Genomic DNA, 24,132 nt, shown 5'->3' on the forward strand with positions numbered 1-24,132 from the left:
ACTCATAAATAGTAGACATAAGTACCTAATAATATGCAGAAATCATCTACATCTCTTTATGGAATTCGAAAAACAAGTTGGGGTATTTGGGTACAAATTTCGGCCAGTGTTAAAAACAGCAATCAGGGAGACAAAATATCAAATAACCTGTATTTTGAATACAAAGCTAATACTACACATTTAACAGATGTTGAAATTGAACTTTTAAAAGAAGGCCTTACCTGGGTAAGTTCAATAATTGAAAAAAAAATTAGCACACCAACCACAATAGTCCTAAATAAAATAGAACTAAATCATTGCGACTATCAAGTTGAAGGTATGTTTTACGGAATAGCATTTTGGGCATCTGAGCATTTTGGATTTGATTTACCAGAATATCAATTTAAGTATGATGTAAAAAAGAATAAGTATATGTTTCCCGACTTAGACGAAAAATTAAACAATCTATTCACCACACTGTATATGAGATCTCGATTTAGTTTTAAATAGAGAGCCTTATTGAAATACAAATATCACCTTTTACACATAGGTTTAGGCATGTGAGATACTCTTACGGTTACAAATCGAAAAAGTTTAGAAAGAGTTCAATGTAACCTTTTAAAAAAGCGAAGGTCTTAAGTACAAAATATATGTATATGAACCTGTTTCGATCAAAAAGTTTTGTGCTCCTTAGTATTATATTAGTATCAATTTTATTTTTTGCTGCATGTATAACCGATAGAAAACCCGATACTCCCAAAACACAAGAAAAAGCTACATTAAGCCAGTTATTAGAGGAGAAAATTAATCTTCATTATCCGGCAGATGGAGCAGGAGCAGTTGTTTTAATCCGTAAAGGCGGAAAAACATTGCTCAAAAAAGCATTCGGAAACATAAATATAGAACACCAGGTAAGGGCCCAAACCGATATGAAATTCCGTATAGCCTCTATTACAAAGCAATTTACTGCCGTTTGTATTTTGATGTTAGAAGAACAAGGGAAGTTATCTCTGGATAGTGATATTAAAGAGTATATTCCCGAGTATAAACAATCACATGATCATAATATTACGATTCGACAGTTATTAGGGCATACTGCAGGAATTCCAGAATACACAGAAGTGAAACCTTCTTATGATCATCATGGTACAGACCGGGTAACGATGGACACTATTGTAAATGTAATCAACAATGTTTCACTTGATTTTAAACCGGGAACCGATTGGAAATATTCGAACTCTGGGTATGTTTTATTAGGCAAAATTGTTGAAAATGTCTCCAAACAGGAGTTTAGAGCTTATGTTCAAGAGCATATTTTTGATGCGTTAAACATGAAACAATCAAGTTTCTATGATTTTTATGAAATCGTTCCGCAATTGTCTAAAGGATACGAAATAGCCGAGGAAAAACCTCATAAAATTGTTCATGCAAAAGCTGTAAAACCAGGAACACTTGCAGATGGCGGCATTATTTCTACTATCGATGATATTACTATTTGGTACGACGCTTTAAAAAACAATACATTGATATCTGAGAAACAAAAACAGATTGCGTTCACTTCTCAAAGCTTGCACGATGGTAGAAAAACTAAATATGGGTTAGGTTGGTGGACTACAACTTTAGGAGAGTATACTACGGTTGAGCATGGAGGAAACATACATGGTACCGAGTGTTACTCGCTATGGATTCTTGAAGAGGACTTACAAATTATTGTATTATCAAACCTAAATAGAAGTTATCCGGCAGGGCTTACCGTACAATTAGCTTCAGATGTTTTAGGGGTTTCATCTAATCTAGAGCAGGTTAAATCACTTGATGAGAGTGTGTTAAAGAAATTTACAGGAGCCTATACTCATGAAGATGGAACCATTCGTAACATCACATTAGAAAACGGACAACTTAATTCGCAACGAGACCAGGGAAGAAAGTTTGTTATTGTACCGATTAGCGAACACAAATTTATTTTTAAATCCGATCCCGATTGGTGGATTGACTTTACCATAAATGAGGATAAAAAAATAGAGAACCTTGCCGTTGGATCCAGAACGACTTTAGTATCAAATGGGAAACGAAATTAGGAGTATAGATATTTTGATGAGGTTTCTTTTTTTTCATTAATGTGGAAAGATAGTTGTGCCGAAAAATGTATGGGTAACTGCATTACGTAAAACAAAGGATATTCTTAAGTTTTTATGTAACCTTTTTTAAAAATTTGGGTATTATAGATACATACTATACAAAGAATCATGAAAAATATTTTTGTGCTAGGATTTTTGTTTTTGATCGTATCAATGAGTTGCGATTCAAACAAAAAATCAACAATACTAACCGAATCTGAAAAAGCGACCATTCGTAAAATCATCCAAAGAAATATTGATAAAGGTATTGAAGCTACTCGAACAAAAGATATAGAGGCCTATATGAGCCAGCTACCAGAGGATCTGGTGATTTATGATGAAAGTGGAGAAATCATTTCAAGAGATAAACAAAAAGAATATGCCTTAAGAGATTGGGCAATTATAGATACCACGCTAAGTATAAAAATGGAGATAGACAGTATACAATTTTTAAAAAAGGATAGTATTCTTGTTTTTACATCTCAAAGATGGAAAAGGATGATGTTTCAACGAGATGGCATTACTACAGATACCGTACTTACTACACAAAAGCATAAAGAAACCTGGAGAAGAACTAAAAAAGACTGGTTTGGATATGAAATAGAAGAACTTGGCGGAGAAATATTTATAAACGGAAAAAAATATAAACCCGAATAGCACTACATAGATAGTTATAACATCTGATTTCCTTTTCAGAAATTCTCGATGCCAAACCATAAGTTTACTTCTTTTTGCTATTTTAGTATAAGATCAACAAATCCCTGTACTAAAAAGTGATCTTGTTTTATAAAGACGAACACCAGCACGCAAAAATATGAACCCAATTTCAACCCTTTTAGAGGAGATAAACAATCAAAATTTATGGGATAAAGAACTGAAACTGGATAGGAATGAATATTTAAAAGTAAAAGGAAGTATCGATACAAATGCATATCTGGTTGTAAGCGGTAGTTTAAGAATTTTTGTGATAGACGAGTTTGAAGAACATACTATTCGGTTTGGATATAAAGACAATTTTATTGCAGCTCTCGATTCATTTATAAACGAAAAACCATCTGATTTTTATATTCAAGCTTTAAAGAAAACAACTTTAAAAGTGATTGAAAAAGCAAATCTTATGAACTTCATATGGTCTTCTGCAGCACATACTAAAATGTGGTATCTGATTTTTGAAAATTTTGTTTTACAACAAATGGAAAGAGAAAGAGATATTTTAACTACTTCTCCTGTAGAAAGGTATAACAGGGTTTTAAAACGTAGTCCTCAGTTATTTCAGGAAATACCCAATAAATATATTGCATCCTACCTGCGAATGACTCCGGAAACACTTTCGAGAATCAAAAAATCTTAATTTCGATCAATGTTTTAAAACTTCAAATCATAGAGTTTTGTATAAAAAAAACAAATGAAGATAGTATCAAAAGAATTACTACAGGATTTGGTAGAAAGAACACGAAAAAATATAAATGAAGCAGAAAAATATAATCAGTTACCCATAGAAAAACTGAATTGGAGAAATACACCAGAGAGTTGGAGTATTTTAGAGTGCCTGGAACACCTAAATTTGTATGGGGACTTTTATCTTCCTGAGATTGAAAATAGAATGCTAACATCAAAAAGAAAAAATGTACCTGTTTTCACATCAGGTCTTTTGGGAAATTATTTTGCAAAAATGATGCTTCCCAGAGAAAAACTGAATACCATGAAAACCTTCAAAGATAAAGATCCGATTAACAGTGATCTGGATAAAAGATGTATTGATCGGTTTATAGCACAACAACACAAGACATTAGAATTATTAGATATGGCAAGAAATAAAGATCTAAGTAAGATTAAAACATCGATCAGTATTTCGAAATGGATAACATTAAAATTAGGAGATACGTTTAGAGTACTTATTTATCATAACCAGAGGCATATTGCACAATGCAATAAAATAGCGAATGGCTACTCATGATACTTCTTAAGAGAACAGTACTTAATTTCTAAAGATTACCTATTTTTAACCTTTCATAGTAATCTGAGAGTTGTAGCATAAACAATGAAACAAGAAGAATTTGTTACCCATAAACCTCAAGACTCATTTTTACAAGACTATATTTCATATTACTATTTTCATTGTTCGGCAGATAGTTTATTACAAAAACGGTTTATGTATTATCCCAATTCAAAAAATGCATTAACGATATATAGAAACTCAAAAGTAACCTACAGTTGCAACTACTCCAAAACTGTACCCGATACAAAAACAGATTTTAGTTTTCTCTATTCGGGAGTACAAAAACAGTGTAGAATAGCCGAGATTTTGGCTCCTTTTGATAAAATAGGGATTGTTTTTAGGGAAACAGGAATTAATCATTTTATAAAAGTTCCTTTATCCAACATTTCTGGTGATCCTATCGAGAAATCATTTACGTATTTTGGGGATGACTTAAAAAAATGCTGTGAATCGGTTTACGCTGAAAAAAGTATTGAAAATAAAGTGACACTTTTAGATCAATTTTTTGAAGATAAATTCTGTGATTTTAAAGAAGAAGTACTAAAAAAATGTATTCATATTATTTTAGAATCATCAGAAAAACTTACCGTAAAAGAGTTATCAGAAGAATTAAATGTAAGTAGAAAAACACTGTTAAGACTATTTAACAAACATATGTGTTGTACGGTTAAAGAGTATATAGATATTATTCAGTTTAGAAAATCTCTGAATGATTACTTATTAAAAAACAATAACGCTCCACTTACCGAAATAGCTTTAAAAAACGAATATTACGATCAGTCTCAGTTTATTAATCATTTTAAAAAACTTACAGGATTTAACCCTAAATCTTTTTTCAAAAATGTAAAGCATCTTGGCGAAGAAGATACATTTTGGACGTTTAAGTAATCATAGATGTCCCATTTCACCAATTTAGTGACAAACTGACCTCTTATTTTTGTTGAAATTTTTAAACAAGATGAGACAGTTACTATATATACTATTTTGTGTTGGCTTCGTGCTAACTATCAAAGCCCAGGAAACAAACGATGTAATACACAAAATCGATTCAGAATATTTTAAAGAACAAAGAGAGATCAAAGTTCATCTACCTAAAAAAGTTGATACAACAGAGCGTTTACCTGTAATATATGTGTTTGATGCCCAATGGAGTCCTTTTTTTAAACTAACAACTTCTATTATAGATTACCTTATAGAAATAAAAGAATTACCTAAGAGTATTGTTGTAGGGGTAAACTCGAATAAAAGGCAATACGAATTAACTCCCGAGCCGGTAAATGAAGATTGGAAGATACCAAGTCTTGGCGGAGCAAAGTTTTTAGAAAATCACCTTACCCATGAGGTGATCCCTATGATAGATAGGTTATATCATCCCGCACCATTTAGAACAGCAATTGGCCACTCACTAGGAGGAACTTTTGTTCTAAATAGCATAGTAGATAATCCAAAACTTTTTAATGCATATATAGCAATAAGCCCTAACCTTCAAATTGATGATGAAGAAATCGTTTTAAAAATTCAGAGAAATATCGATAAGATAAAAAAACTGAATAAATTCGTTTTTACTACTATTGGAAACAAGGGAAAACCCGATATTGACTTTTTACCATCGGTAAAGAAACTGGATGCATTGTTACAAGATCACAATTCAAAAACTTTTAGTTGGCAATTCTCAGTGTATGATGGTTTTACGCATGCTACCATACCAACAGAAAGTATACATAGAGGTATATTAGAAGTGTCTAAAAAGTGGGAAATATCAGAGGAACAAAAAGAAAAGATGTTAAATACCGTAAACGTATTAACAAACTTTGATAATTTTTACAAAAACCTTTCAAATTGGACCGGATATACGAATATACCTTCGTTCGATGATGTTTATGATTTCGGTTATTTTTTAGAGAAAAAAGAAATGTATGCCGAGGCCGTAGCTCTTTATAAATTAGCACTCAAAAATTATCCTCAAAAATCTCAATTGTACAACAAAATAGGGGAGAATTTGGTAAAAACTAAAAATGATAAACAAGCAAAAGAGTATTTTGACTTGGCCCTTACCATATTAGAAAAGGAAAAAGATACTTTTGAATATGAAGGAACCTATGAGTATTATAAAAATGTCTACGATAAAAACAGTAAGAAAATTAAGTTATAATATACTATAATATGGTTATCTAAAAAGTATTTTTTAGTGTCAAACTGAGCTTGTCGAAGTTTTTATTACATTAACTTTAATTTTAATATTTTTTTATAAAATCTACTAAACCCCACTTATATAAGTACCCCCTAGTACTTATATAAGTGGGGTAATATTGGTATATAATGTGTTAGGGGGGCTTATGGTAGTAGGGGTAGTATACTCCAGGTCTTCGTCTGGGGTACTTCAATTAGTGGGGAGGGGTACTACAAACACAAGTGCTTCCTAGTAAAAACACAGGACTACCCTATGTTTAAGATAAGTGACACCTCCCAAAAACATAGGATAGGGTACTTGTACAAGTGGGTACCCCCACTTGTACAAGTACCCCCTGGATATCATTTTAGCCTGGTAAAAGGACTGTTTTTTATACTTTCGTTAACGATATACACTATGTTTATTTGTAATTTTAAGAAACGTTATACATGGGAACCTACACTAGAAAAACACCTTTAAAAATTGATTGCCCGATGGAGAGAACATTACATGTTATTTCGGGAAAATGGAAACTCGCACTATTATGCGAACTTAATAGAGGAAGTTGTAGGCTTAAAGATTTAGAAAAATACAACCCCGAAGCTTCTAAAAGAGCATTAACTAAACAGTTGGGTGAATTGGTAAAGGATGGGATCATTCAAAAAATGGATTATGAAGTATATCCCAAAAAAGTAGAATACTCTCTAACAGAAAAAGGAAAAAAACTTATTTCTGTATTAGAAGTCCTTGATGAATTTGGTAAACAATTATAAAATTGTTCTAAAGAATAGCATATTCCCGATATTGGTACATACTCTACATTCTATAATGTTTTTAATGATTTGTGTTGGTTGTGTAGAGCAGACAAACTCAAATAAAAAAGAACAACCTAAATTAAATCCATCTATAAAAATGGTAGAAAACTCAAAACCTAAAACAGAAGTTGTTCATTCTAATCTATCAATAGAAAATGATAGTATAAACTATAATAAATATAAAAATGGTAAAAAAGATGGTTTATGGAGAGAATTTCATGAAAATGGAAAATTAGGAGCTGAAGTATATTTCAAAGATGGAGAAGAAGTAGGGATAAAGAGGCTATATTATGAAAACGGTCAAGTAGAGAGAGAAAATAATTGGAAAGAAAATAAAATTATACCTGAAAAATGTTGGGATATAAATGGTAAAGAAATAGATTGCACTTAAGTTGTGATGAAAAAACAACCAACAATAATGCGATGATGTTTATGTATACTAAACGCCACCATACCATATATACTAGACGTTATACACAAACTAAAAACCGTGACTTAGTAACATTTTACGCTGTTACGACACATACTTATAACGTTACAGAACCTTAAAAAACGACTAATGAAAAACAGTTTTCTCGTACTATTTCTTTTGTATTTTTTAATTGGATGTAGCGATCAGAAGTTAACTAATAAGGAGATCGTTACTACATATTATAATGCCAGAGATGCAGCCAACTACAATAAATTAAAAACATTCATAAACGATAGTATTACAATAACTGCAGGAGATTACATTATGCCTTATACCCATGATAGTTTTTATGAAGAGTTTAAATGGGATTCTATATTTAGAACATCATATAAAATAGTAGAATTAACAGAAAAAAATGATCAGGTTATTGCCTCTGTAACTTCTAATTCTATTCGTTTTGAGTTTTTAGAAAACAACCCTCTAACGTGCCAATACAAAATTTCTTTTAATTCTGGGAAAATCTCAAAAATTGAATCCTTAGAATGTATAGATGCTAATTGGAAAATTTGGCAAAGAAAAGTAGATTCTTTGGTGAGCTGGGTTAACGCAAATCACCCTGAGCTGGATGGTTTTATTAATGATATGACAATGAACGGTGCTATAAATTATTTAAAGGCAATTGAGTTGTATGAAAAAAATAAAAAGTAGCTAATAAAGTATAAAAAACACATTGAAAACGCATTTAATACAAACCGTTGTAAGTAATTGTTAATAAGCTATATTAAATGAGGGTAGATCATGAAACATTACCAAAATGCAGGTTGGAAGAAAAGAAATTTTCTTGGGGTGAACCTTATTTAGAAGTAACTCCCATATTCGATACTTTGATATCACAAGAATTAAGTAACCTTGAATTTTGTATTGAAATATTTATAAAAAATAACTTCAGAAATCAATTATTAGAATTTTATAACGTTTTGACAAACTATGAGGAGAATGATCGAATTGAAAATTTTGAAGGAACCCTATCAGAACAACTCCGTAAAGAAATGTTACTAAAAATTAAAATCGAACTTGATTCTGAAAAGAAATTGACACCCTGGGAAAAATATAAAGAATACAGAGAAGAGTTAGATTTCTTGTATATTTTTGAAGAAGAGTTTGATCGAAAAATAGTATTTATAAAACCAAAATAAAACTACTTACAAGATTATATAATAAATCATAATTATTTAACAGCACCCTATGATTGTTATAATAAACAGTTAGTGGTAAGCAAAAAACGGAAATGAAAATAAAGGGAACTCAAATAATAATTCTTTGCTTGTTAATGGTAATAGGCTGCAAACCAGAAAAGAACAATAGCGTAAATGTAATAAATTCTGATATAGATAGGTTTTGGATAGCTTTTGATACCATTTCCAAAGTATCAGATTCTACTCAACAAATGCAATTATTGGAAGAATTGTACCTTTCGAAAGGCACACCAGGCTTGCTCGGTATCATTGAATCTAAACGATACCAAAAAGAAGAGTTTTTGAATATGATAAATAAATATCCTAAGTTTTTAAACTCGGTACGTCAAAATACAAAGAAAGCTAAGGAATTAGCAACCGAATTAGAAGCTGGAATAGACAAGTTTAAATCTGTGTACCCTAATCTGAGACCAGCAAAAATTTATTTTACCATTGGTGCTATGAGAAGTGGAGGAACTACTTTAGATAGCTTAGTTTTGATAGGAAGTGAATTAGCTATGGTTGATGAAAAAACTAATATATCAGAATTTGAAGGCCGGATGAAAACCTGGGCAGAGAATTACATAAAAACCAGACCACTTGATAATATTATCTTACTCAATGTTCACGAATATGTTCATACACAGCAAAAAACAATTCCATCCAACTTGTTGTATCAGTCTTTATATGAGGGAGTTGCAGAGTTTGTTTCTGTAAAAGCGATGAACATGCGATCTTCATCACCAGCTATAGCATATGGAAAAAGAAATCCAGAAGTAAAGGAGACGTTTGAAAAAGAAATGTTTTACAATTGGACATTCCAATGGTTGTGGAGTAACAATTCTCCTAAGGATTTTGGAGTAAGAGATTTAGGCTATTACATAGGCTACGAAATTTGTGAATTATATTATGAAAGCAGCATAGATAAAAAACAAGCAATTAAAGAAATGATTGAGCTAAACTATGAAGATGCAGAACAAATAGATGCTTTCATTGATAAAACGAACTTCTTTTCAAAGCCGATAAGTGTACTTAGAAAAGAAGATGAAAACATAAGACCAAAAGTCGTTGCAATTAAACAGTTTAATAACAATTCTCAAACAGTAAATCCAGATTTAAATGAAATTACTATTGAATTTTCTGAACCCCTTAATGGATATAATACAGGTGTAGATTATGGCGAATTAGGGAAGGTTGGATTTCCAAAGGTTATCGATAGAACTTGGTCAAAGGATTCTTTAGCATGGACAATCAAAGTAAAATTAGAACCTGAAAAAGAATACCAAATTTTAATTTCTAACAATTTCAGAACAACAGAGAATTTACCTTTACAACCCTATTTAATTCATTTTAAAACCGCCAAAAAATAAAACAGAATTACTACAAAATGTATGGTGTTCATTGCTAGAAAAAGTAGAAAACACTCGTGGTTTAGTAACATTTTATGCTACTGCGATACATATAATAAACGATGTAAACATTTGAACTAAAAAATAACTTAACGAATTAAAAGTTTGTACAAAGTAATTAATTTTATTATTTCTTTTGGTGCTCTACAAGGTCTTATCATTGGAGTATTACTTTTAATAAAAGGCTTCAAGTCGAAACAAGAAAAATTGTATTTGGCTCTAATATTAATTGGTTTTGCTGCTATATTAGGAAGAGTTTTAATATTAGGTATTTACAACAATCAAGCATTGTTCCTGGTTAATCTCAATTTTATTTTATTAATTTCTCCTGCATTCTATTTATATACCAAAGAATGTTCAAACACTACAAAAAATATAAAATTAAAGGGCAAACATTTCCTACCTTTTCTCATTATAAATTTGGGGTATATATTGTTTTATTTTATGGTTAAAGATGCTGTTAATTATCAGAAGTATCTGCAAAATGTTATAAAAATAAATGAGAGTTTTAGTATCGTTTATTTCGCAATATATTTATACCTAACCTATGACTTGTATAAGCAAAATAAGTCGTACTATTCTAAAATACGATACCAATTATTAAATCAACTAACACTTATGTTTTTTGGTTTTTTTATTATTTGGATAGCTTACGTTTTGACAGAATGGATTTACTTTGATTATAACATGGAACTCATATACTATTATCCAATAATGGTGCTATTAGCTGTGATTCTTTATTATTTGAGTTTACGAATTATTATCCATACACAATTTTTATTTGTTGGTAAGGAAACTCCAACAAGGAAAAATTTTATTTTAAAAGAGAGAGAAAGCAAGCATTTATTAGATAAGTTAACTCTTTTTATGAGTGAGAAAAAACCTTTTTTAGATGGTGATGTTTCTCTAATCACTCTTGCGAATTCACTAGATGTAAATCCAAAAGTCCTATCTTTTGTTATCAATGAACATAGTAATAAGAATTTCAATGATTATATTAATAATTGGAGAGTTGAAGAAGTAAAGAAAAGATTAAATGACAAAGCGTATAAGCATTATAAAATGTTAAGTATTGCTTTTGATTGTGGGTTTAATTCTAAATCAACTTTTAATCTTGCATTCAAAAAAGCTACCGGATTATCTCCATCACAGTATAAAAATTCTAATTACTACTAATCTTATATCTTCTTTTGAGACGACTACAAAAATATTTTGAGTCCTAAATCTTCTTTTAAGGCGACAATCCGTTATCTCTATGATAGTTTTGTCTAATAAAAGATAAAAAAATGGACCTATCAAGAGCAATCATTTTTAGCATGTTACTAACTATTATAGGGTGCAAAAATGATAACCCTACCTTCGATGTAGATAACGGATTATATATAAATAATGTTACTATAATATCTGCAAACAAAAACGGTATACTAAAAAAGTATATAGGAAATGTGTTGATTAATAATGAGACTATCCTTTTTTGCGGAAAGCAGAAACCAAATGTAAAAGGCGTTTATAAAAAAATTGATGGAACCGGAAAGTATTTAACTCCAGGGTTAATAGATTCACATGTACATTTAAGCTCTATTGCAGGGATGAATTATAAGCATGTAAGAGCCCTGCCAGAATTGGCAAATAGCTATTATGAACAGCTTCCAAATAGTTATTTATATTTTGGTTACACCACGCTAATTGACCCTAACAACTATAATCCTAGAATTATAAAACAAATCAAAGATAAAGAGATTAAACCCGACATTTATACATGTGGCGAACAAGTAAAAGTGATGAATGATTTTATGATGGCAGAGGATGATCCAAAAGATCGATATAAATTCTACCCTAACTTTTTACATGACAAATACAACAAAAATGTTAGCATACCAGATACAATAAATAGTAATGATCATTCTGTAAAAAAAGTGGTTTCTGATATCGTTAATAAACAAGACGGAATCTGCATGAAAACTATTTATGAAGATGGATTTGGCGGTACCGAAGAGATGCTTTGGGAATTACCTACATTAGATATTATGAAAGATTTGGTGCACCAGGCACAAAGTGAAAACATTCCTGTATTGTTACACGCAAACTCATTTTCTGCGCAAAAATTCGGATCAGAAGCTAATGTCGATATTATTGCTCACGGAATGTGGCATTGGGGATTATTAAAAGAGTATTTGAATGTGAGTAAACTTCCAGAAACTCATAAAGAATTGTTATCAACTATTGCTGATAAAAAGATTGGGTATCAGCCAACTTTTAGGGTAATTGCTGGGCAAAAAGATGTCTTTAATTCTAATTTTATGAATGATTCAAGTTTAGAAAATGTACTACCCTCTAATCTACTAAAATGGTTAAAAACCGACGAAGGATTATGGCAAAAAAAGAGAATCATGAGCTATGGTGGAGATTATTTTGACTCAGAAACCCCAGATAGAGAAATAGCTGGTATGATGCAGTTAGTTTTAGATAAAATCAATATTAGTACGAACTATCTATCTGGTGAAAATGGTAATTTGTTATTTGGATCAGACACACCTGCTATGAACAATCATGCAAATCCTCCTGGATACAATGGTTTTTTAGAGATGAAACATTGGGTTGAAGCAGGAATCTCATTAGAAAAGATATTTATGGCTGCTACATTTAATAACGCAAATGCTTTTCATATAATTGACAAATACGGAACTATCGAAAAAGGTAAAACAGCAAATTTATTGTTATTTAATCAAGATCCGTTAGATAATATATCGGCATATAATGCTATAAATTCTGTTATTGTGCATGGCAAAAAATATGAGAGAAATACACTTTCTGCAAAGGTAAATGATTAAAAATTAGAAGTTTTTAACTAAGGATTATCAGTAAGTATAGAGTCATTCAAAAAACAGAATACGCTTTAGCTTAAATAGGAAAAGAACTTATTTCTGTAGGAGAAGAGGGCATGATGAATTTGGCAAACAATTATAAAATTATCCTAAAAAAATAGGGGTAAATTTGCCCCTTATTGTAACTACCTCAAGCCTATAATACTTTTGTTCTCAATAAAAATACGACTATGAACAGAAGACTACTAGGCAATATTTTGATTGTAATACTCCTGATACTTTCGGGTTCGGGTATACTCATGTATTTTACGCCTTTTGAAAAAAATATGGCCTCTCTACATACTTTTTTTGCTTTAGTATTTATTGTGGGAATGATATTTCATATTATCAATAATAAAATACCACTATCAAATTATATAAAGGGAAAAAGGCAACCCAGATTAAAGAAGCTCCAAAGTCCCTTGATTTTCTTTATTGCCGCATTGGTTGTTATGGGGTTATATTTTGATATGCCCGTCTTTAACACAATTTATAATTGGGGAAATCAAATAAGAAACAAACAAATTGGAACAACTGAAGAAACATTTGATTATCAGGCTATTGAATTGGATAAAACAATTGGAGAACATAAAATAAGTATCGAACTAAAAAAAGGAGAGAGGTTTCAATATCCATTATTTGCAGTTTGGGTAGAAGATGCTAAGGGTAATTATATAGAGACTCTATACATTTCTAGAGTGATTTCTTCTAGTACATTCGATTATGGTAAAAAAGTTGGAGCTAACTGGGAACCAGCAATTGTAAGACGCCCAGAAGCACTCCCATATTGGTCTCATAAAAGAGGGATAAAAGCTTCAGATGGACTTTATATACCTCTAAATGGGGCGCCCGATCTAGACGCCGTTTCGGGGGCGACACCTACAGGTAATTTTGTAATACAATCAAAAACCGACTTTGATACCCATAGTGATTATAAAGTTTTGATAGAAGTAAATCAATCTTATGACTGGAATGAATACTACTCCAAAGATAAATTCCCAAATGATGAAATTTATTCAGGATCAGGACAAGTAGGACAACCCTCATTAATTTATTCTTCAGAAATTAAATCGTCGGATTTTAATAGTACAACACATAAAATTATGAACCTAATTGGGTATGGTCATTATTCTGGTAAAACCGGAAAATTGTTTACAGATATGTCTAACATTTCAACTGCCAAAAATATAGCAAATAGAATAATACTCACAATAGAATAAGTACCAATGTGCATAAATGATAGCTCAACAAATCTCTCATATCCCAAACGTATAATAATTCTGATGTTATCTATAATTTTATGTTTAATTTTATTCTAGTAAACCAAGGCAAAAATATTGAATAAAATTCTAATGTATATGTAGGTATGATAGATTTTGAGTATGGTTTTAGTAGAGTAATTATTGCCGCAAATCAATGAATATGAATTTAACAAGACATATTCGGGGACTGTTTCAACCTATTCAACCCACCATACAACAAACTAAAGAAAATGTAAATTATATTGAGTTTTTACCAACAACCAAATTACAACCTTACATCTATTGCTATTGGCAATTAAAAACAACCGAAAAACTAAATGATACTTTTAGCTATAAAGTAGTTTCTGATGGTTGTATTGATATTCTATTTGAAATAAATAACCCTAAAGATAATTTCGTTGCTGGTTTTTGTAAAAAATACACAGAATACGTATTACAACCAGAATTCAACTACATTGGTGTTAGATTTTTACCCACTATATTTCCTCAGATCTTTAAGGTTAATGCAAGCGAACTAAGTAACAAGTTTCAAAATTTGGAAGATTTTGTTCCGCAAACATCAAAATTTATAGCCAGTCATTTTCATCCTAAACTAAATATTGAAGAGATTAAATTAAAATTTGACATTTACTTTACCAATATTTTAAATCATACTGTTTTCGATTATGACAACAGACTTTACAATGCCATAGATACAATTCTAAAAAATTATGGAGTATTAAATATAGAAAAAGATGTAGATGTAGGAATTAGTAATAGACAATTACGAAGGCTTTTTCAATTCTATATTGGTGACTCTCCTAAAACATTCAGTAAAGTTGTTCAGTTTCAAAATATATTAAAAGCAAAGCCGTCTAATCAAAGCCTTAAACAAAATAAACTTTTTTATGATATTGGCTATTATGATCAATCTCATTTTATTAAAGATTTTAAAAACTTTTATGGTGTCACTCCAAATAAAGCTTTTAAGAGAACTCAGTAATATGTCCGTTTTTTACAATATTTAACTGTGTTAACGCTATAGTTTTGAAGAGTAAATAAAAACTTAAAATGATGAAGCAAATTTTTAAAATCACATTTATTCTATTAGCTACCACACAAGTATTTTCTCAGACAGATCAAAATTTAAAAACTATGAAACTAAATGCAGGAATTATCACCGAAAAATTAACCGAAACTAAAGAGTTTTACACAAAAGTGCTCGATTTTGGAGTTACATTTGAAAATGAATTTTATCTGCTAATGCACACCCCTAATCATCAAGCTGAAATTAGTTTTTTACTACCTAATCATCCAACACAAAAACCTATATTTCAAAAGCCCTTTGCTGGTAATGGTATGTACCTTACTATTGAAGTTGATGATGTAGATAAAATCTATACTGAAATTAAAAAGAAAGGTGTAAAAGTTGAAATCGACATACGCAACGAATCATGGGGAGACAGACACTTTGCTATTGTAGATCCTAACGGAATAGGTATTGATTTGGTTACATATACAAAACCAGAATAAAACTATACGCAACACTGTAAAGAATAGTACGAGGCCATGTATACTCATCATAAGCAAAAAATGAAATGAAAAAATATTATACACTATTGTTATTCGTCTTTTTAATGATTTCTTGTAATAAGAGAGTAGAAAAAAACAAGATATTGTTTATAACCACTAGCGTTAACAAGATGGGAGGCAAACCAAATGGAACTTATTTGATTGAATTAGCAATTCCGTTTAATGAATTTTCTAAAAAGGATTATCAAGTTGATATTATGTCACCAAAAGGAGGTGAAATTCCAATATATCATAGTGGAGATACCACAGAAATAGTAAAATCAATCATAAAATCAAATGTATTTTACCATAAGACCAAAAACAGCCTTAAGCCCAAAGACATTAATCAAGAAGAATATTTGGCTGTTTTTATTCCCGGTGGATATGGACAATTTTGGGATACTCACAAAAATAAAGAAGTTCAGAAAATTATAGCCGAAATCTATGAGTCAAATGGAGTAATCGGAACAGTAGGTCATGGGACAGCAACGCTTATTGACGTAAAATTGAAATCTGGAGAATATTTGGTAAGTAATAAAACAATGACAAGTTTTCCTTCCTGGAATGAGAAAAATATTATGAAACAATCGAATTTTGGTGCTTTATTACCTTACGATATGGAAGTAGAATTGCAAAAAAGAGGAGCTGATCTAAAAATATACAATCACGAAAAAAAAGTGAATTACGAAGTCATTGATTCGGAAAACAGATTGATAACCGCGTCATTTTCTACAAGTGGAAAATTTGTTGCAGAAGAAGTTTTAAAATTGCTTAATAAAAGCGAATAAAAACTACACACAGCAGAATGAATAATATATATACGCTATAAACATCACCATATTATCTATGAAGAGGTGTTACCACCAATTAAACCAACTGAGATGGAAAAATAGTGTCGTACTGATTTTTTGCTTCATCAGTTAAATATGGATAAATACTTTGGCTTATTAATAATGAGTATTGCTCAATAGATTCCCTTGATAAAACGTCGGCTTGAATCAAAATAGAAGAAAACCAAAAATTACTAATAACCTCTATCCTTTTGAATAAACTGTGATATTCATTTTTTAGCAATTCTTCACGAAATACCCCATTTTTAATAAGAACATCTACAACTTTTATAAACTCTATTTCTCTTCGTTTTGAAAGCTCAGAATAATGCCTTTTTATCTTCTGATTTCTCCTTGTGATAGTTATAAAATCCAATAAAAAGAAGTGATACTCATAAAGTATAGTAACAATTTCTACAGAGATATTTAAAAATGATTGCAGTAAATCATCGGTTTTTATAAAAAGAATACTGTCGATTTTTTCAACTAACTGAAAATAGAGCGCTTCAATGATATCTTCTCTTTTTTTGAAATGATATTGCAGATTACCCACACTAATCCCCGCCTTATCAGCAATGGCTCTTAAGGATACATTTGAAATCCCAGAATCATTAAAGAGGTTCAGGGATTTTATTAAAATCTTTTGTTTTGTTGCATTCATCAATACAAAGATATTATTTTTTAGTACAAATGTACTAGGTTGATTGTTTTTTAGTACATTTGTACTATATTAACAATTGTTATTTATGACTGTAGATATTATCGGAGCAGGAATAGGAGGATTAACCACTGCAATTGCACTTCAACAAAAGGGGATTAGAACGAGAATTTTTGAGCAAGCTGAAAATATAAAACCTGTTGGAGCGGGGATTATTTTAGCTAATAATGCAATGCAGGTGTATGAAAAACTAGGGTTGAGAAAAATAATTGAAGACAATGGAAATTACATTGCTTCGATTAATATTACTAAAGCAGATCTAAATCCCATCTCTAAAGTTAATTTATCTTTTTTCGAAAAAAAACATAAAGTAAAGAATATTGCAATTCATCGAGGTACTTTACAACAAATTTTAATTAATGAATTACAATCTAATGATATACACTTAGGTCATTGTCTAAAAAAGGTAAAACCAAACGATAATGGATATTCACTAATGTTTGAAAATGGAAAGCAAATTCAATCTGCTACACTCATTGGTGCAGACGGACTAAAATCAGTTGTGCGACAACATTTGTTTCCAGATACTATAATAAGAAATGCTAAGCAAATTTGCTGGAGAGGAGTAACAGACTTTAAACTTCCTGGTGTATACAAAAACGAACTAAATGAAGCCTGGGGAAAAAGAGACCGATTCGGGTTTGTTCAAATAGCAAAGGATAAAGTATATTGGTATGCCTTGAAATCGTTCAAAACTGGTAAAAATGAATTTTCTGTACATGATATTGAAAATTACTTTGATAAGTACAATTCGGTTATTAAAAGTATAATTTCTTCAACTAAAAAAGAACAAATAAATACAGCAGAAATATCAGATTTAAAACCAACTAATTTTTGGTATAAAGAAAAGGTTTGTCTTATTGGTGATGCAGCACATGCAACGACCCCAAATATGGGGCAGGGGGCATGCCAGGCAATAGAAGATGCTTATATTCTATCAGAGTGTTTACATAAATATGAAGTGAATCAAGCTTTTGCAACCTTTCAAAAATTAAGACTTCCTAAAGCACATCAAGTAGTAAAGGCAAGTTGGATGCTTGGAAAAATTGCACATTTATCAAATCCAATTTTAATCGGAATTCGAAACCAATTGATGAGCATGACACCTTCTTCATTCAACAGAAAACAATCTGAACACATCTTTCAAATCCCAAACTTATGATTACTACAATACTATCCATAATTTTATGTTTAATTTTTACAGTACTTGGAGGCTTTCATTTCTATTGGCTTTTTGGAGGTGTTTGGGGATTAAAAAAGGTTATTCCTACAAAAGGCAATGAGAAGAATATACTTACTATTCCTAAATTCGGAACTTTAGTTGTAGGGCTCGTGTTGGTTGCATTTGGATTGATTTATCTTATAAAATCGGGGCTTATAAATATTCAGGTTCCAAATTGGATAGCAATCTATGGATACTGGTTTATTCCTTCTGTTTTTATCTTACGGGCCATTGGAGAATTTAGATATGTCGGTTTTTTCAAGAAAATAAAGAATACCGAATTCTCGAAAGCAGATTCAAAAATATTTTCTCCATTATGCCTGGTAATTGGAGTAATCGGGATATTAATTCAACTTATAAAATGAAAAATACAGATATAAAAAAGTCCTCCTTCACTGATCCAATGTGTCGGAGGACTTTAACAATCAAAAACTATTTTTAGTTACAGGTACCTATGGTTTTCCACCAGTGTTCTCCACTACCTGGGGTTACCCATATTGGTCCCGATTGAGCTTCGTATAATGTACCTTGATATACTACTTTGTCTCCCACATTATATACTGTTGGATATGCTTCCCAATTTGCAATACCACTACAAGAACCACCATTACCACCACCAGAAGAAGTAATCGTAATAGATACTGAAGCCGATGTAGTTGTTGCATTAGCATTATCTGTAGCAATAGCACTTAGGGTATAATTTCCTACAGGAGCATTATTCCAGGAATAGCTATAAGGGCTTGTTGTGTCTTCTCCGAGTTTAGTAGTTCCTTGAAAGAATTCAACCTTCGTAATTGTTCCATCAGTATCAGAAGCATTTGCTGTAATATTGATAGATTGTCCTTCGGTTACAGATTGATTATTTGTAGGAGATGTAATAGATACAGATGGAGATTGATTGTTTCCTCCCCCGTTACCATTGCAATCCTGAACGAATTCCCATGGTAGTCCATCTCCTGCATTTGATGATGGATTATCATTTTTGGTCCACCATTTTGCACGATATAATTTATTATTATAGACAACCTCCTGTCCCGTGTTATAAGTAGCAGAGGCATTCCAGGGAGCAGATTCACAGCCTGATCCACCGCCTCCGCCGCCATCGCCAGTGTATGGAGATTCTGGATAGTTTTCTGCATTTGCTATAGCCTGAGATTGTGATGTACCATTTAGTACCTGGCTTGCAACATGAAGATATCCATATGCCGATGAAGTCGTATTACCCAGTAATAATTGCCATATCATAACTCCATCATTAGAGGTATTATTTACAGCAATATGATTAGATAGTTCTGCTACGTTTTGATAAGTATATTCATAATACGGTCCCCAAGGCTCATTAGGATAATGAACTCCGGCTGCAATAGAAAACCCATACTGGCTTGAATAATGTTTATAGGCATCATACATGATTTTTCTGTTACTGGCAGCTCCTGTATTATATCCTTGATATGCAATAAGATCGATTTTATCACCAACAGCCTCCATTACAGGGATCATATGCCCGGTAGTAGCAAAACCAAATAAGCTAATGGCTTGATTAGGAGAAGTTGCATTAAATAGGTTGGTATCAGACTCTCCTGTTACTGTGTTTCTTTTACTATAAGCAAAAGGAGAGGAGGGATCATCATTATTTGCGCCACCTAAGGCTCCAACACCAGCAGGAGCACAAGCTAATAGGTATTGTCCTTTTGGCATAATGGCTCTCGAATTTGTAAAGAAATCGATAAAGCGTTGTACATTTATAGGATCACCTATAGTAGCAAAACTACCATTAGGTTCAAAATCCCAATCAATACCTTCGAATCCCATATCATCTACAAGATCTTTGATCTGTTGATAATTGATGTCATAGGCTGCATCTGTACCCCAGTACGTTTCTCCACCTACAGATAGAATAACTTTGATTCCTTTTGATTTTAGCGCTGCAACAGATTCTTTTAAAGTATCCCCTCCATAAGGAGTTTGAATACCTGTATTAGTGATATCTAAAGAACCTTTTTGATACCGAAGATTAGGCTTTGCAAAAGCCAAAAAAACGTGAGTGATGTGCTCTGGAATATCTCTTAGTTTAGATCCTTGCCCAGGCCCAGCCCAGCTTTCGGACCAGGAAGGGAAATACCCTAAGACAATAGGTTCTGTGAGTGCTGTTTTGTCTGTTAGATTTGCTTCAGAATTTTGAACCTCTGCGGCCCCTTCTTCTAAAAAATTTTCATTCGTACAGGAAAATAAGAATACCTGTATGAGTAAGACGACTGATAATCTTTTAAGTAATTTCATTGTGTATTAAATTAAGAGTTTGTGAATATTTAGAGGTTATTATACAGCTAATGAAAAATCATGTTTTCGTTTATTTCTTTATAATCAACCTCAGAAGCTTTTCTGTATTTAAGTTCTACAGTATTCCAATCTGTAGCCCAACCTTTTGCTATATTGTTTAGATACACTATTTTTAATTTATGCTTTCCCTTTTGTAATGCGATCGAACTTTCTTTAGGGTGTTTTTTTAATGGAGTTTTATAATCAATAACAAGTTGATTTCCTATCCAAACCTGATCCTGAGTACTAGAAAAATAATATACTCCGTCTTCTGGGATATCAACATAACCATCAAGAAAAACAGCTTTGAAGTTATTCTTATTCACTTCATGACCCCAATGGTAAGTGGTATTAGCATCTTTAATTTTTTGAACTACAGAAGTATGCACTTTTGTAGTATCCTTAATATCATTGATACTTTTAAAATCCCCTTTTATCTCTTTCATGATAAGCCCTTGAGATAGTTTTGCTGTATTAGAAGCGGCAATAGGATTTTCTTTTGTGATGTTCAATTTTCGAATACTACTCATTTTTCCATTTTTCAATATGGAGGCAATTCGTAGTTCTGCATTTTCCTTAAAATGCAAGGGTTCGGTATATGCTGTACTAGATGCATTTGGATCTGTTCCATCTGTAGTGTATACCATTTTAACCGGATGTGTGGTGGTAAAAGGAATGCTTACACTATCAATAAATACAATTTTATTTGAAGTAGGCCCCTCAGGAAGAGGAATATGATAATTGGCATGATGATATTCTAGCACATCATAAACAGTATTCAATCTATTTAAGAAATCATCGAATTTTTTATTTTCTTTTTGCGACCATGTAGTTTCAGCCAATGCTATAATACGTGGGTATAACAGGTATTCGATTGTTTTGTCTTCATAAGCATATTCTGTCCATACATTTCCCTGTGCACCCAAAATATGTTTCTTTTTATCGTCTTTAATTTCTTTTGGTATTGGATCGTAGTGATATACTTTTTCTAGTGGGATATATCCCCCAAAGGCTAATGGTTCTGCTTTAAAGTCACCCTGATAAAAGTTAAAATAACAATATTTTGCAGGAGTCATGATGACATCATGTCCTTTGTTAGCAGCTTTGATTCCACCTTCTTCTCCCTGCCATGACATAATATTGGTTGTAGGAGTAATGCCACCTTCCAGGATTTCATCCCAGCCAATCATTTTTTTATCAAATTTTGATAAGATTTTTTCTACACGAGCCATAAAATAGCTTTGGATCTCTTTTTCATCTTTTAAGCCTTCGCGTTTTTTCAACTCTCGGCATTCTAAAGAGTTTTTCCATTGATCTTTAGGTACTTCATCTCCTCCCATATGGTAATATTCATATGGAAATAGGGTAGATAGTTCCTGAACTACATCTTCTATAAAAGTGTAAGTTTCTTCTTTTCCTGCACAAAGGATACTGGATTCTACACCCCATAGATTTCTTACTTCATATTTTTCTTTACTACAAGAAAATTCGGGATATCCAGCTAAAATAGCTATGGCATGTCCTGGTGTGTCAAATTCTGGAATTACATCAATAAATCTTTCTTTGGCATATTGTACAACCTCTTTTATTTCTTCCTGGGTATAAAATCCTTGATGAAACGAACCATCGTTATTTTTCCTTTTAGACCCAATCTCTGTAAGCTTAGGATATTTTTTGATTTCTATTCGCCATCCCTGATCATCGGTAAGATGCCAATGAAATTTGTTGATCTTGAAAAGTGATAATATATCAAGTTGTTTTTTGATAAAATCGATAGAGAAAAAATGCCTAGAAACATCCAGGTGCATCCCTCGCCAACCAAAACGAGGTTTATCTTCTATATTTAGAGCCTGGATTTTAATAGGGAGGTGCATTTGATTTTTTGGATTAGCATCATATAACGGAAGAAGTTGCATAAAAGTCTGCATGCCATAATACAATCCTTGATCAGTTTTAGCTTTTATTTTTACTTCATCTTTTGATATAGATAGATGATATTCTTCTTCACCAAAATCCAAAGTACTTTCTTTGATTAATTGAATACTGTTTTTGGTGCGACTCTCACTATGCATTGAAAAAGAATGACCTGTAAAAGTCTTGATTTTTTCGATAAAAAAACTTGCAATAACCTCTGAAGATGTGTCATTACATTGAAAAGTAGTTTTTTTGTTGATCTCGAAGTATCCTTGTTTTGTATCTACTTTGAAAGGTATGGGGGTAATACTCAAAGATCGATTAACAGGAGATGATGAATCAGGACTTTTGCAGGCCATGAAAATTAAAAAAAAGATGGGTATAATTCGTAAACTCATTACTGACTTGTTTTTTGAGAAATTCTTTGTGTGATCAGGCGATTAACTAAATGGTCTATTGGTTTTTTTACAAAACCCTTAACCCGATAACCACGATCATCTAATAATTTTTTTATAATATCTTGTGAGTAGTATGCTACCGAACCAACAAAGTGTATAGGGTATTTAGATAATTCTTCTTTATACTGAAAAAGGTAAGTACTTATAAATTTTGAAACACCATGATGTAAAATTTCTTCGAGATAAGCATTTCCCCGATTTCTAAAAATGAACTTAGCATAAGAAGCTAAATACTTATTAGGGTGATCAGCACAATATAATTCATCAAGAATTTGATTAAGCTCGGTAGTATAATCATTCTTAAATAATGAGGCCGTATCTGCTGGCATTTTACCTAGAAAATAATCTTTAATTAATTTTTTCCCCAAATAGTTACCACTCCCTTCATCTGCTAATAGATATCCTAAAGCAGGAGATTTTTGGATAACGTTTACTCCATCAAAATAGCAGCAATTTGCTCCTGTTCCCAAAATGCATACCACACTTGGTTTTTCTGTTGTAGCTTTTACAGCTCCGATAATATCTTCTTCTATAACAATAGATGTTACATTTTTAAATATGGATTGCAATACGAGAGCTATTTTTTTCTTAGCATCGGCCTCACCACACCCTGCTCCATAAAAGTAAATCTTATGAATAAGATCTCTTTTTTGAAGTATGGTATCTGCTTTTTGAACAATATTTATGATAGTATCGTCAGAAAGTAAAAGAGGATTTATACCATCGGTTTTAGTTTTGTGAACGAGTTCTCCATCATTTTTAACAAGAACCCAATCACATTTAGTAGAACCGCTATCTGCAAATAATATCATTAGTCATTAGTTTATTTATCATTTATGTACTGTCTTATTGTTGATG

The 24,132-nt window shown here is 31.6% G+C and carries 24 protein-coding genes; 20 read left to right on the forward strand and 4 right to left on the reverse strand.

Annotated elements, in window-relative coordinates:
* The first annotated feature begins 33 nt into the window (after positions 1 to 33).
* The 18 genes from Z053_RS0117920 (at position 34) to Z053_RS0118005 (ending at position 16,601) form a co-directional block, all read left to right on the forward strand.
* Positions 34 to 489 (forward strand): hypothetical protein, encoded by a 456-nt coding sequence (locus tag Z053_RS0117920; RefSeq protein WP_025666365.1) that lies wholly within the window; start codon positions 34 to 36, stop codon positions 487 to 489.
* A gap of 146 nt (positions 490 to 635) precedes the next feature.
* A complete protein-coding gene (locus Z053_RS0117925; RefSeq protein WP_035096375.1) occupies positions 636 to 2,057 on the forward strand; it encodes a serine hydrolase in 1,422 nt (473 codons plus the stop codon).
* A gap of 168 nt (positions 2,058 to 2,225) precedes the next feature.
* The gene (locus Z053_RS0117930) at positions 2,226 to 2,753 is read left to right on the forward strand and encodes a Cif family virulence factor (protein WP_035096376.1); all 528 of its coding nucleotides are present in this window, start codon (positions 2,226 to 2,228) and stop codon (positions 2,751 to 2,753) included.
* Positions 2,754 to 2,910: 157 nt separating this feature from the next.
* Positions 2,911 to 3,447 carry a Crp/Fnr family transcriptional regulator gene (locus Z053_RS0117935; RefSeq protein ID WP_025666368.1) on the forward strand — a complete coding sequence of 179 codons (537 nt, stop codon included), beginning with the start codon at positions 2,911 to 2,913 and terminating at the stop codon, positions 3,445 to 3,447.
* Positions 3,448 to 3,501: 54 nt separating this feature from the next.
* The gene (locus Z053_RS0117940) at positions 3,502 to 4,053 is read left to right on the forward strand and encodes a DinB family protein (RefSeq protein ID WP_025666369.1); all 552 of its coding nucleotides are present in this window, start codon (positions 3,502 to 3,504) and stop codon (positions 4,051 to 4,053) included.
* Positions 4,054 to 4,137: 84 nt separating this feature from the next.
* Positions 4,138 to 4,983, forward strand: coding sequence for a helix-turn-helix domain-containing protein (locus tag Z053_RS0117945; protein ID WP_025666370.1), 846 nt, complete (start codon positions 4,138 to 4,140; stop codon positions 4,981 to 4,983).
* A gap of 70 nt (positions 4,984 to 5,053) precedes the next feature.
* Positions 5,054 to 6,247: an alpha/beta hydrolase-fold protein gene (locus tag Z053_RS0117950; protein WP_025666371.1), complete on the forward strand. Its 1,194-nt coding sequence runs from the start codon at positions 5,054 to 5,056 to the stop codon at positions 6,245 to 6,247.
* A 467-nt stretch (positions 6,248 to 6,714) separates the two neighbouring features.
* Positions 6,715 to 7,038: a winged helix-turn-helix transcriptional regulator gene (locus Z053_RS0117955; RefSeq protein WP_025666372.1), complete on the forward strand. Its 324-nt coding sequence runs from the start codon at positions 6,715 to 6,717 to the stop codon at positions 7,036 to 7,038.
* Complete coding sequence (locus Z053_RS30315; protein WP_025666373.1) at positions 7,016 to 7,471, forward strand: toxin-antitoxin system YwqK family antitoxin; 456 nt, start codon at positions 7,016 to 7,018, stop codon at positions 7,469 to 7,471. Before Z053_RS0117955 ends, Z053_RS30315 begins: the two co-directional genes overlap by 23 nt.
* Positions 7,472 to 7,639: 168 nt before the next feature.
* The gene (locus tag Z053_RS0117965) at positions 7,640 to 8,200 is read left to right on the forward strand and encodes a hypothetical protein (RefSeq protein WP_025666374.1); all 561 of its coding nucleotides are present in this window, start codon (positions 7,640 to 7,642) and stop codon (positions 8,198 to 8,200) included.
* A gap of 77 nt (positions 8,201 to 8,277) precedes the next feature.
* Positions 8,278 to 8,688, forward strand: a complete 411-nt coding sequence (locus Z053_RS0117970) for a hypothetical protein (protein ID WP_025666375.1) — start codon at positions 8,278 to 8,280, stop codon at positions 8,686 to 8,688.
* A gap of 92 nt (positions 8,689 to 8,780) precedes the next feature.
* Entirely contained in the window at positions 8,781 to 10,097 is a 1,317-nt protein-coding gene (locus tag Z053_RS0117975) for a gliding motility protein GldB-related protein (protein WP_025666376.1), read from the forward strand.
* A 144-nt stretch (positions 10,098 to 10,241) separates the two neighbouring features.
* A complete protein-coding gene (locus tag Z053_RS30320; protein WP_025666377.1) occupies positions 10,242 to 11,312 on the forward strand; it encodes a helix-turn-helix domain-containing protein in 1,071 nt (356 codons plus the stop codon).
* Positions 11,313 to 11,422: 110 nt separating this feature from the next.
* Positions 11,423 to 12,967 (forward strand): amidohydrolase family protein, encoded by a 1,545-nt coding sequence (locus tag Z053_RS0117985; RefSeq protein ID WP_025666378.1) that lies wholly within the window; start codon positions 11,423 to 11,425, stop codon positions 12,965 to 12,967.
* 224 nt (positions 12,968 to 13,191) lie between these two features.
* Complete coding sequence (locus Z053_RS0117990) at positions 13,192 to 14,220, forward strand: hypothetical protein (protein ID WP_035096378.1); 1,029 nt, start codon at positions 13,192 to 13,194, stop codon at positions 14,218 to 14,220.
* 202 nt (positions 14,221 to 14,422) lie between these two features.
* The gene (locus Z053_RS0117995; protein WP_025666380.1) at positions 14,423 to 15,244 is read left to right on the forward strand and encodes an AraC family transcriptional regulator; all 822 of its coding nucleotides are present in this window, start codon (positions 14,423 to 14,425) and stop codon (positions 15,242 to 15,244) included.
* A 152-nt stretch (positions 15,245 to 15,396) separates the two neighbouring features.
* A complete protein-coding gene (locus Z053_RS0118000; RefSeq protein WP_025666381.1) occupies positions 15,397 to 15,774 on the forward strand; it encodes a VOC family protein in 378 nt (125 codons plus the stop codon).
* Between the two features lie 65 nt (positions 15,775 to 15,839).
* Positions 15,840 to 16,601, forward strand: coding sequence for a type 1 glutamine amidotransferase domain-containing protein (locus Z053_RS0118005; RefSeq protein WP_081748291.1), 762 nt, complete (start codon positions 15,840 to 15,842; stop codon positions 16,599 to 16,601).
* 79 nt (positions 16,602 to 16,680) lie between these two features.
* On the opposite strand, the gene Z053_RS30325 is transcribed toward Z053_RS0118005, so the two are convergent.
* Positions 16,681 to 17,304: a TetR/AcrR family transcriptional regulator gene (locus Z053_RS30325; protein WP_025666383.1), complete on the reverse strand. Its 624-nt coding sequence runs from the start codon at positions 17,302 to 17,304 to the stop codon at positions 16,681 to 16,683.
* 85 nt (positions 17,305 to 17,389) lie between these two features.
* Here Z053_RS30325 and Z053_RS0118015 point away from each other — a divergent pair, with 85 nt between their 5' ends.
* Together Z053_RS0118015 and Z053_RS0118020 are read left to right on the forward strand one after the other, a co-directional pair.
* Positions 17,390 to 18,523 (forward strand): FAD-dependent monooxygenase, encoded by a 1,134-nt coding sequence (locus tag Z053_RS0118015; RefSeq protein WP_025666384.1) that lies wholly within the window; start codon positions 17,390 to 17,392, stop codon positions 18,521 to 18,523.
* On the forward strand, positions 18,520 to 18,948 hold the full coding sequence (locus Z053_RS0118020; protein ID WP_025666385.1) for a DUF3995 domain-containing protein: 429 nt from the start codon (positions 18,520 to 18,522) through the stop codon (positions 18,946 to 18,948). Before Z053_RS0118015 ends, Z053_RS0118020 begins: the two co-directional genes overlap by 4 nt.
* 73 nt (positions 18,949 to 19,021) lie before the next feature.
* Here Z053_RS0118020 and Z053_RS30330 read toward each other — a convergent pair whose 3' ends face one another.
* From Z053_RS30330 to Z053_RS0118035, 3 genes are read right to left on the reverse strand one after another with little or no spacing between them, the layout of a single operon-like run.
* Positions 19,022 to 20,863 (reverse strand): Ig-like domain-containing protein, encoded by a 1,842-nt coding sequence (locus Z053_RS30330; RefSeq protein WP_025666386.1) that lies wholly within the window; start codon positions 20,861 to 20,863, stop codon positions 19,022 to 19,024.
* A gap of 47 nt (positions 20,864 to 20,910) precedes the next feature.
* Positions 20,911 to 23,214 carry a family 20 glycosylhydrolase gene (locus Z053_RS0118030; RefSeq protein WP_035096379.1) on the reverse strand — a complete coding sequence of 768 codons (2,304 nt, stop codon included), beginning with the start codon at positions 23,212 to 23,214 and terminating at the stop codon, positions 20,911 to 20,913.
* Positions 23,214 to 24,086: an N-acetylglucosamine kinase gene (locus Z053_RS0118035; protein WP_025666388.1), complete on the reverse strand. Its 873-nt coding sequence runs from the start codon at positions 24,084 to 24,086 to the stop codon at positions 23,214 to 23,216. The genes Z053_RS0118030 and Z053_RS0118035 overlap by 1 nt, the downstream gene beginning before the upstream one ends.
* Positions 24,087 to 24,132: the final 46 nt, after the last annotated feature.

Source organism: Aquimarina megaterium XH134 (assembly GCF_000520975.1).
Taxonomy (GTDB): Bacteria; Bacteroidota; Bacteroidia; order Flavobacteriales; family Flavobacteriaceae; genus Aquimarina; species Aquimarina megaterium.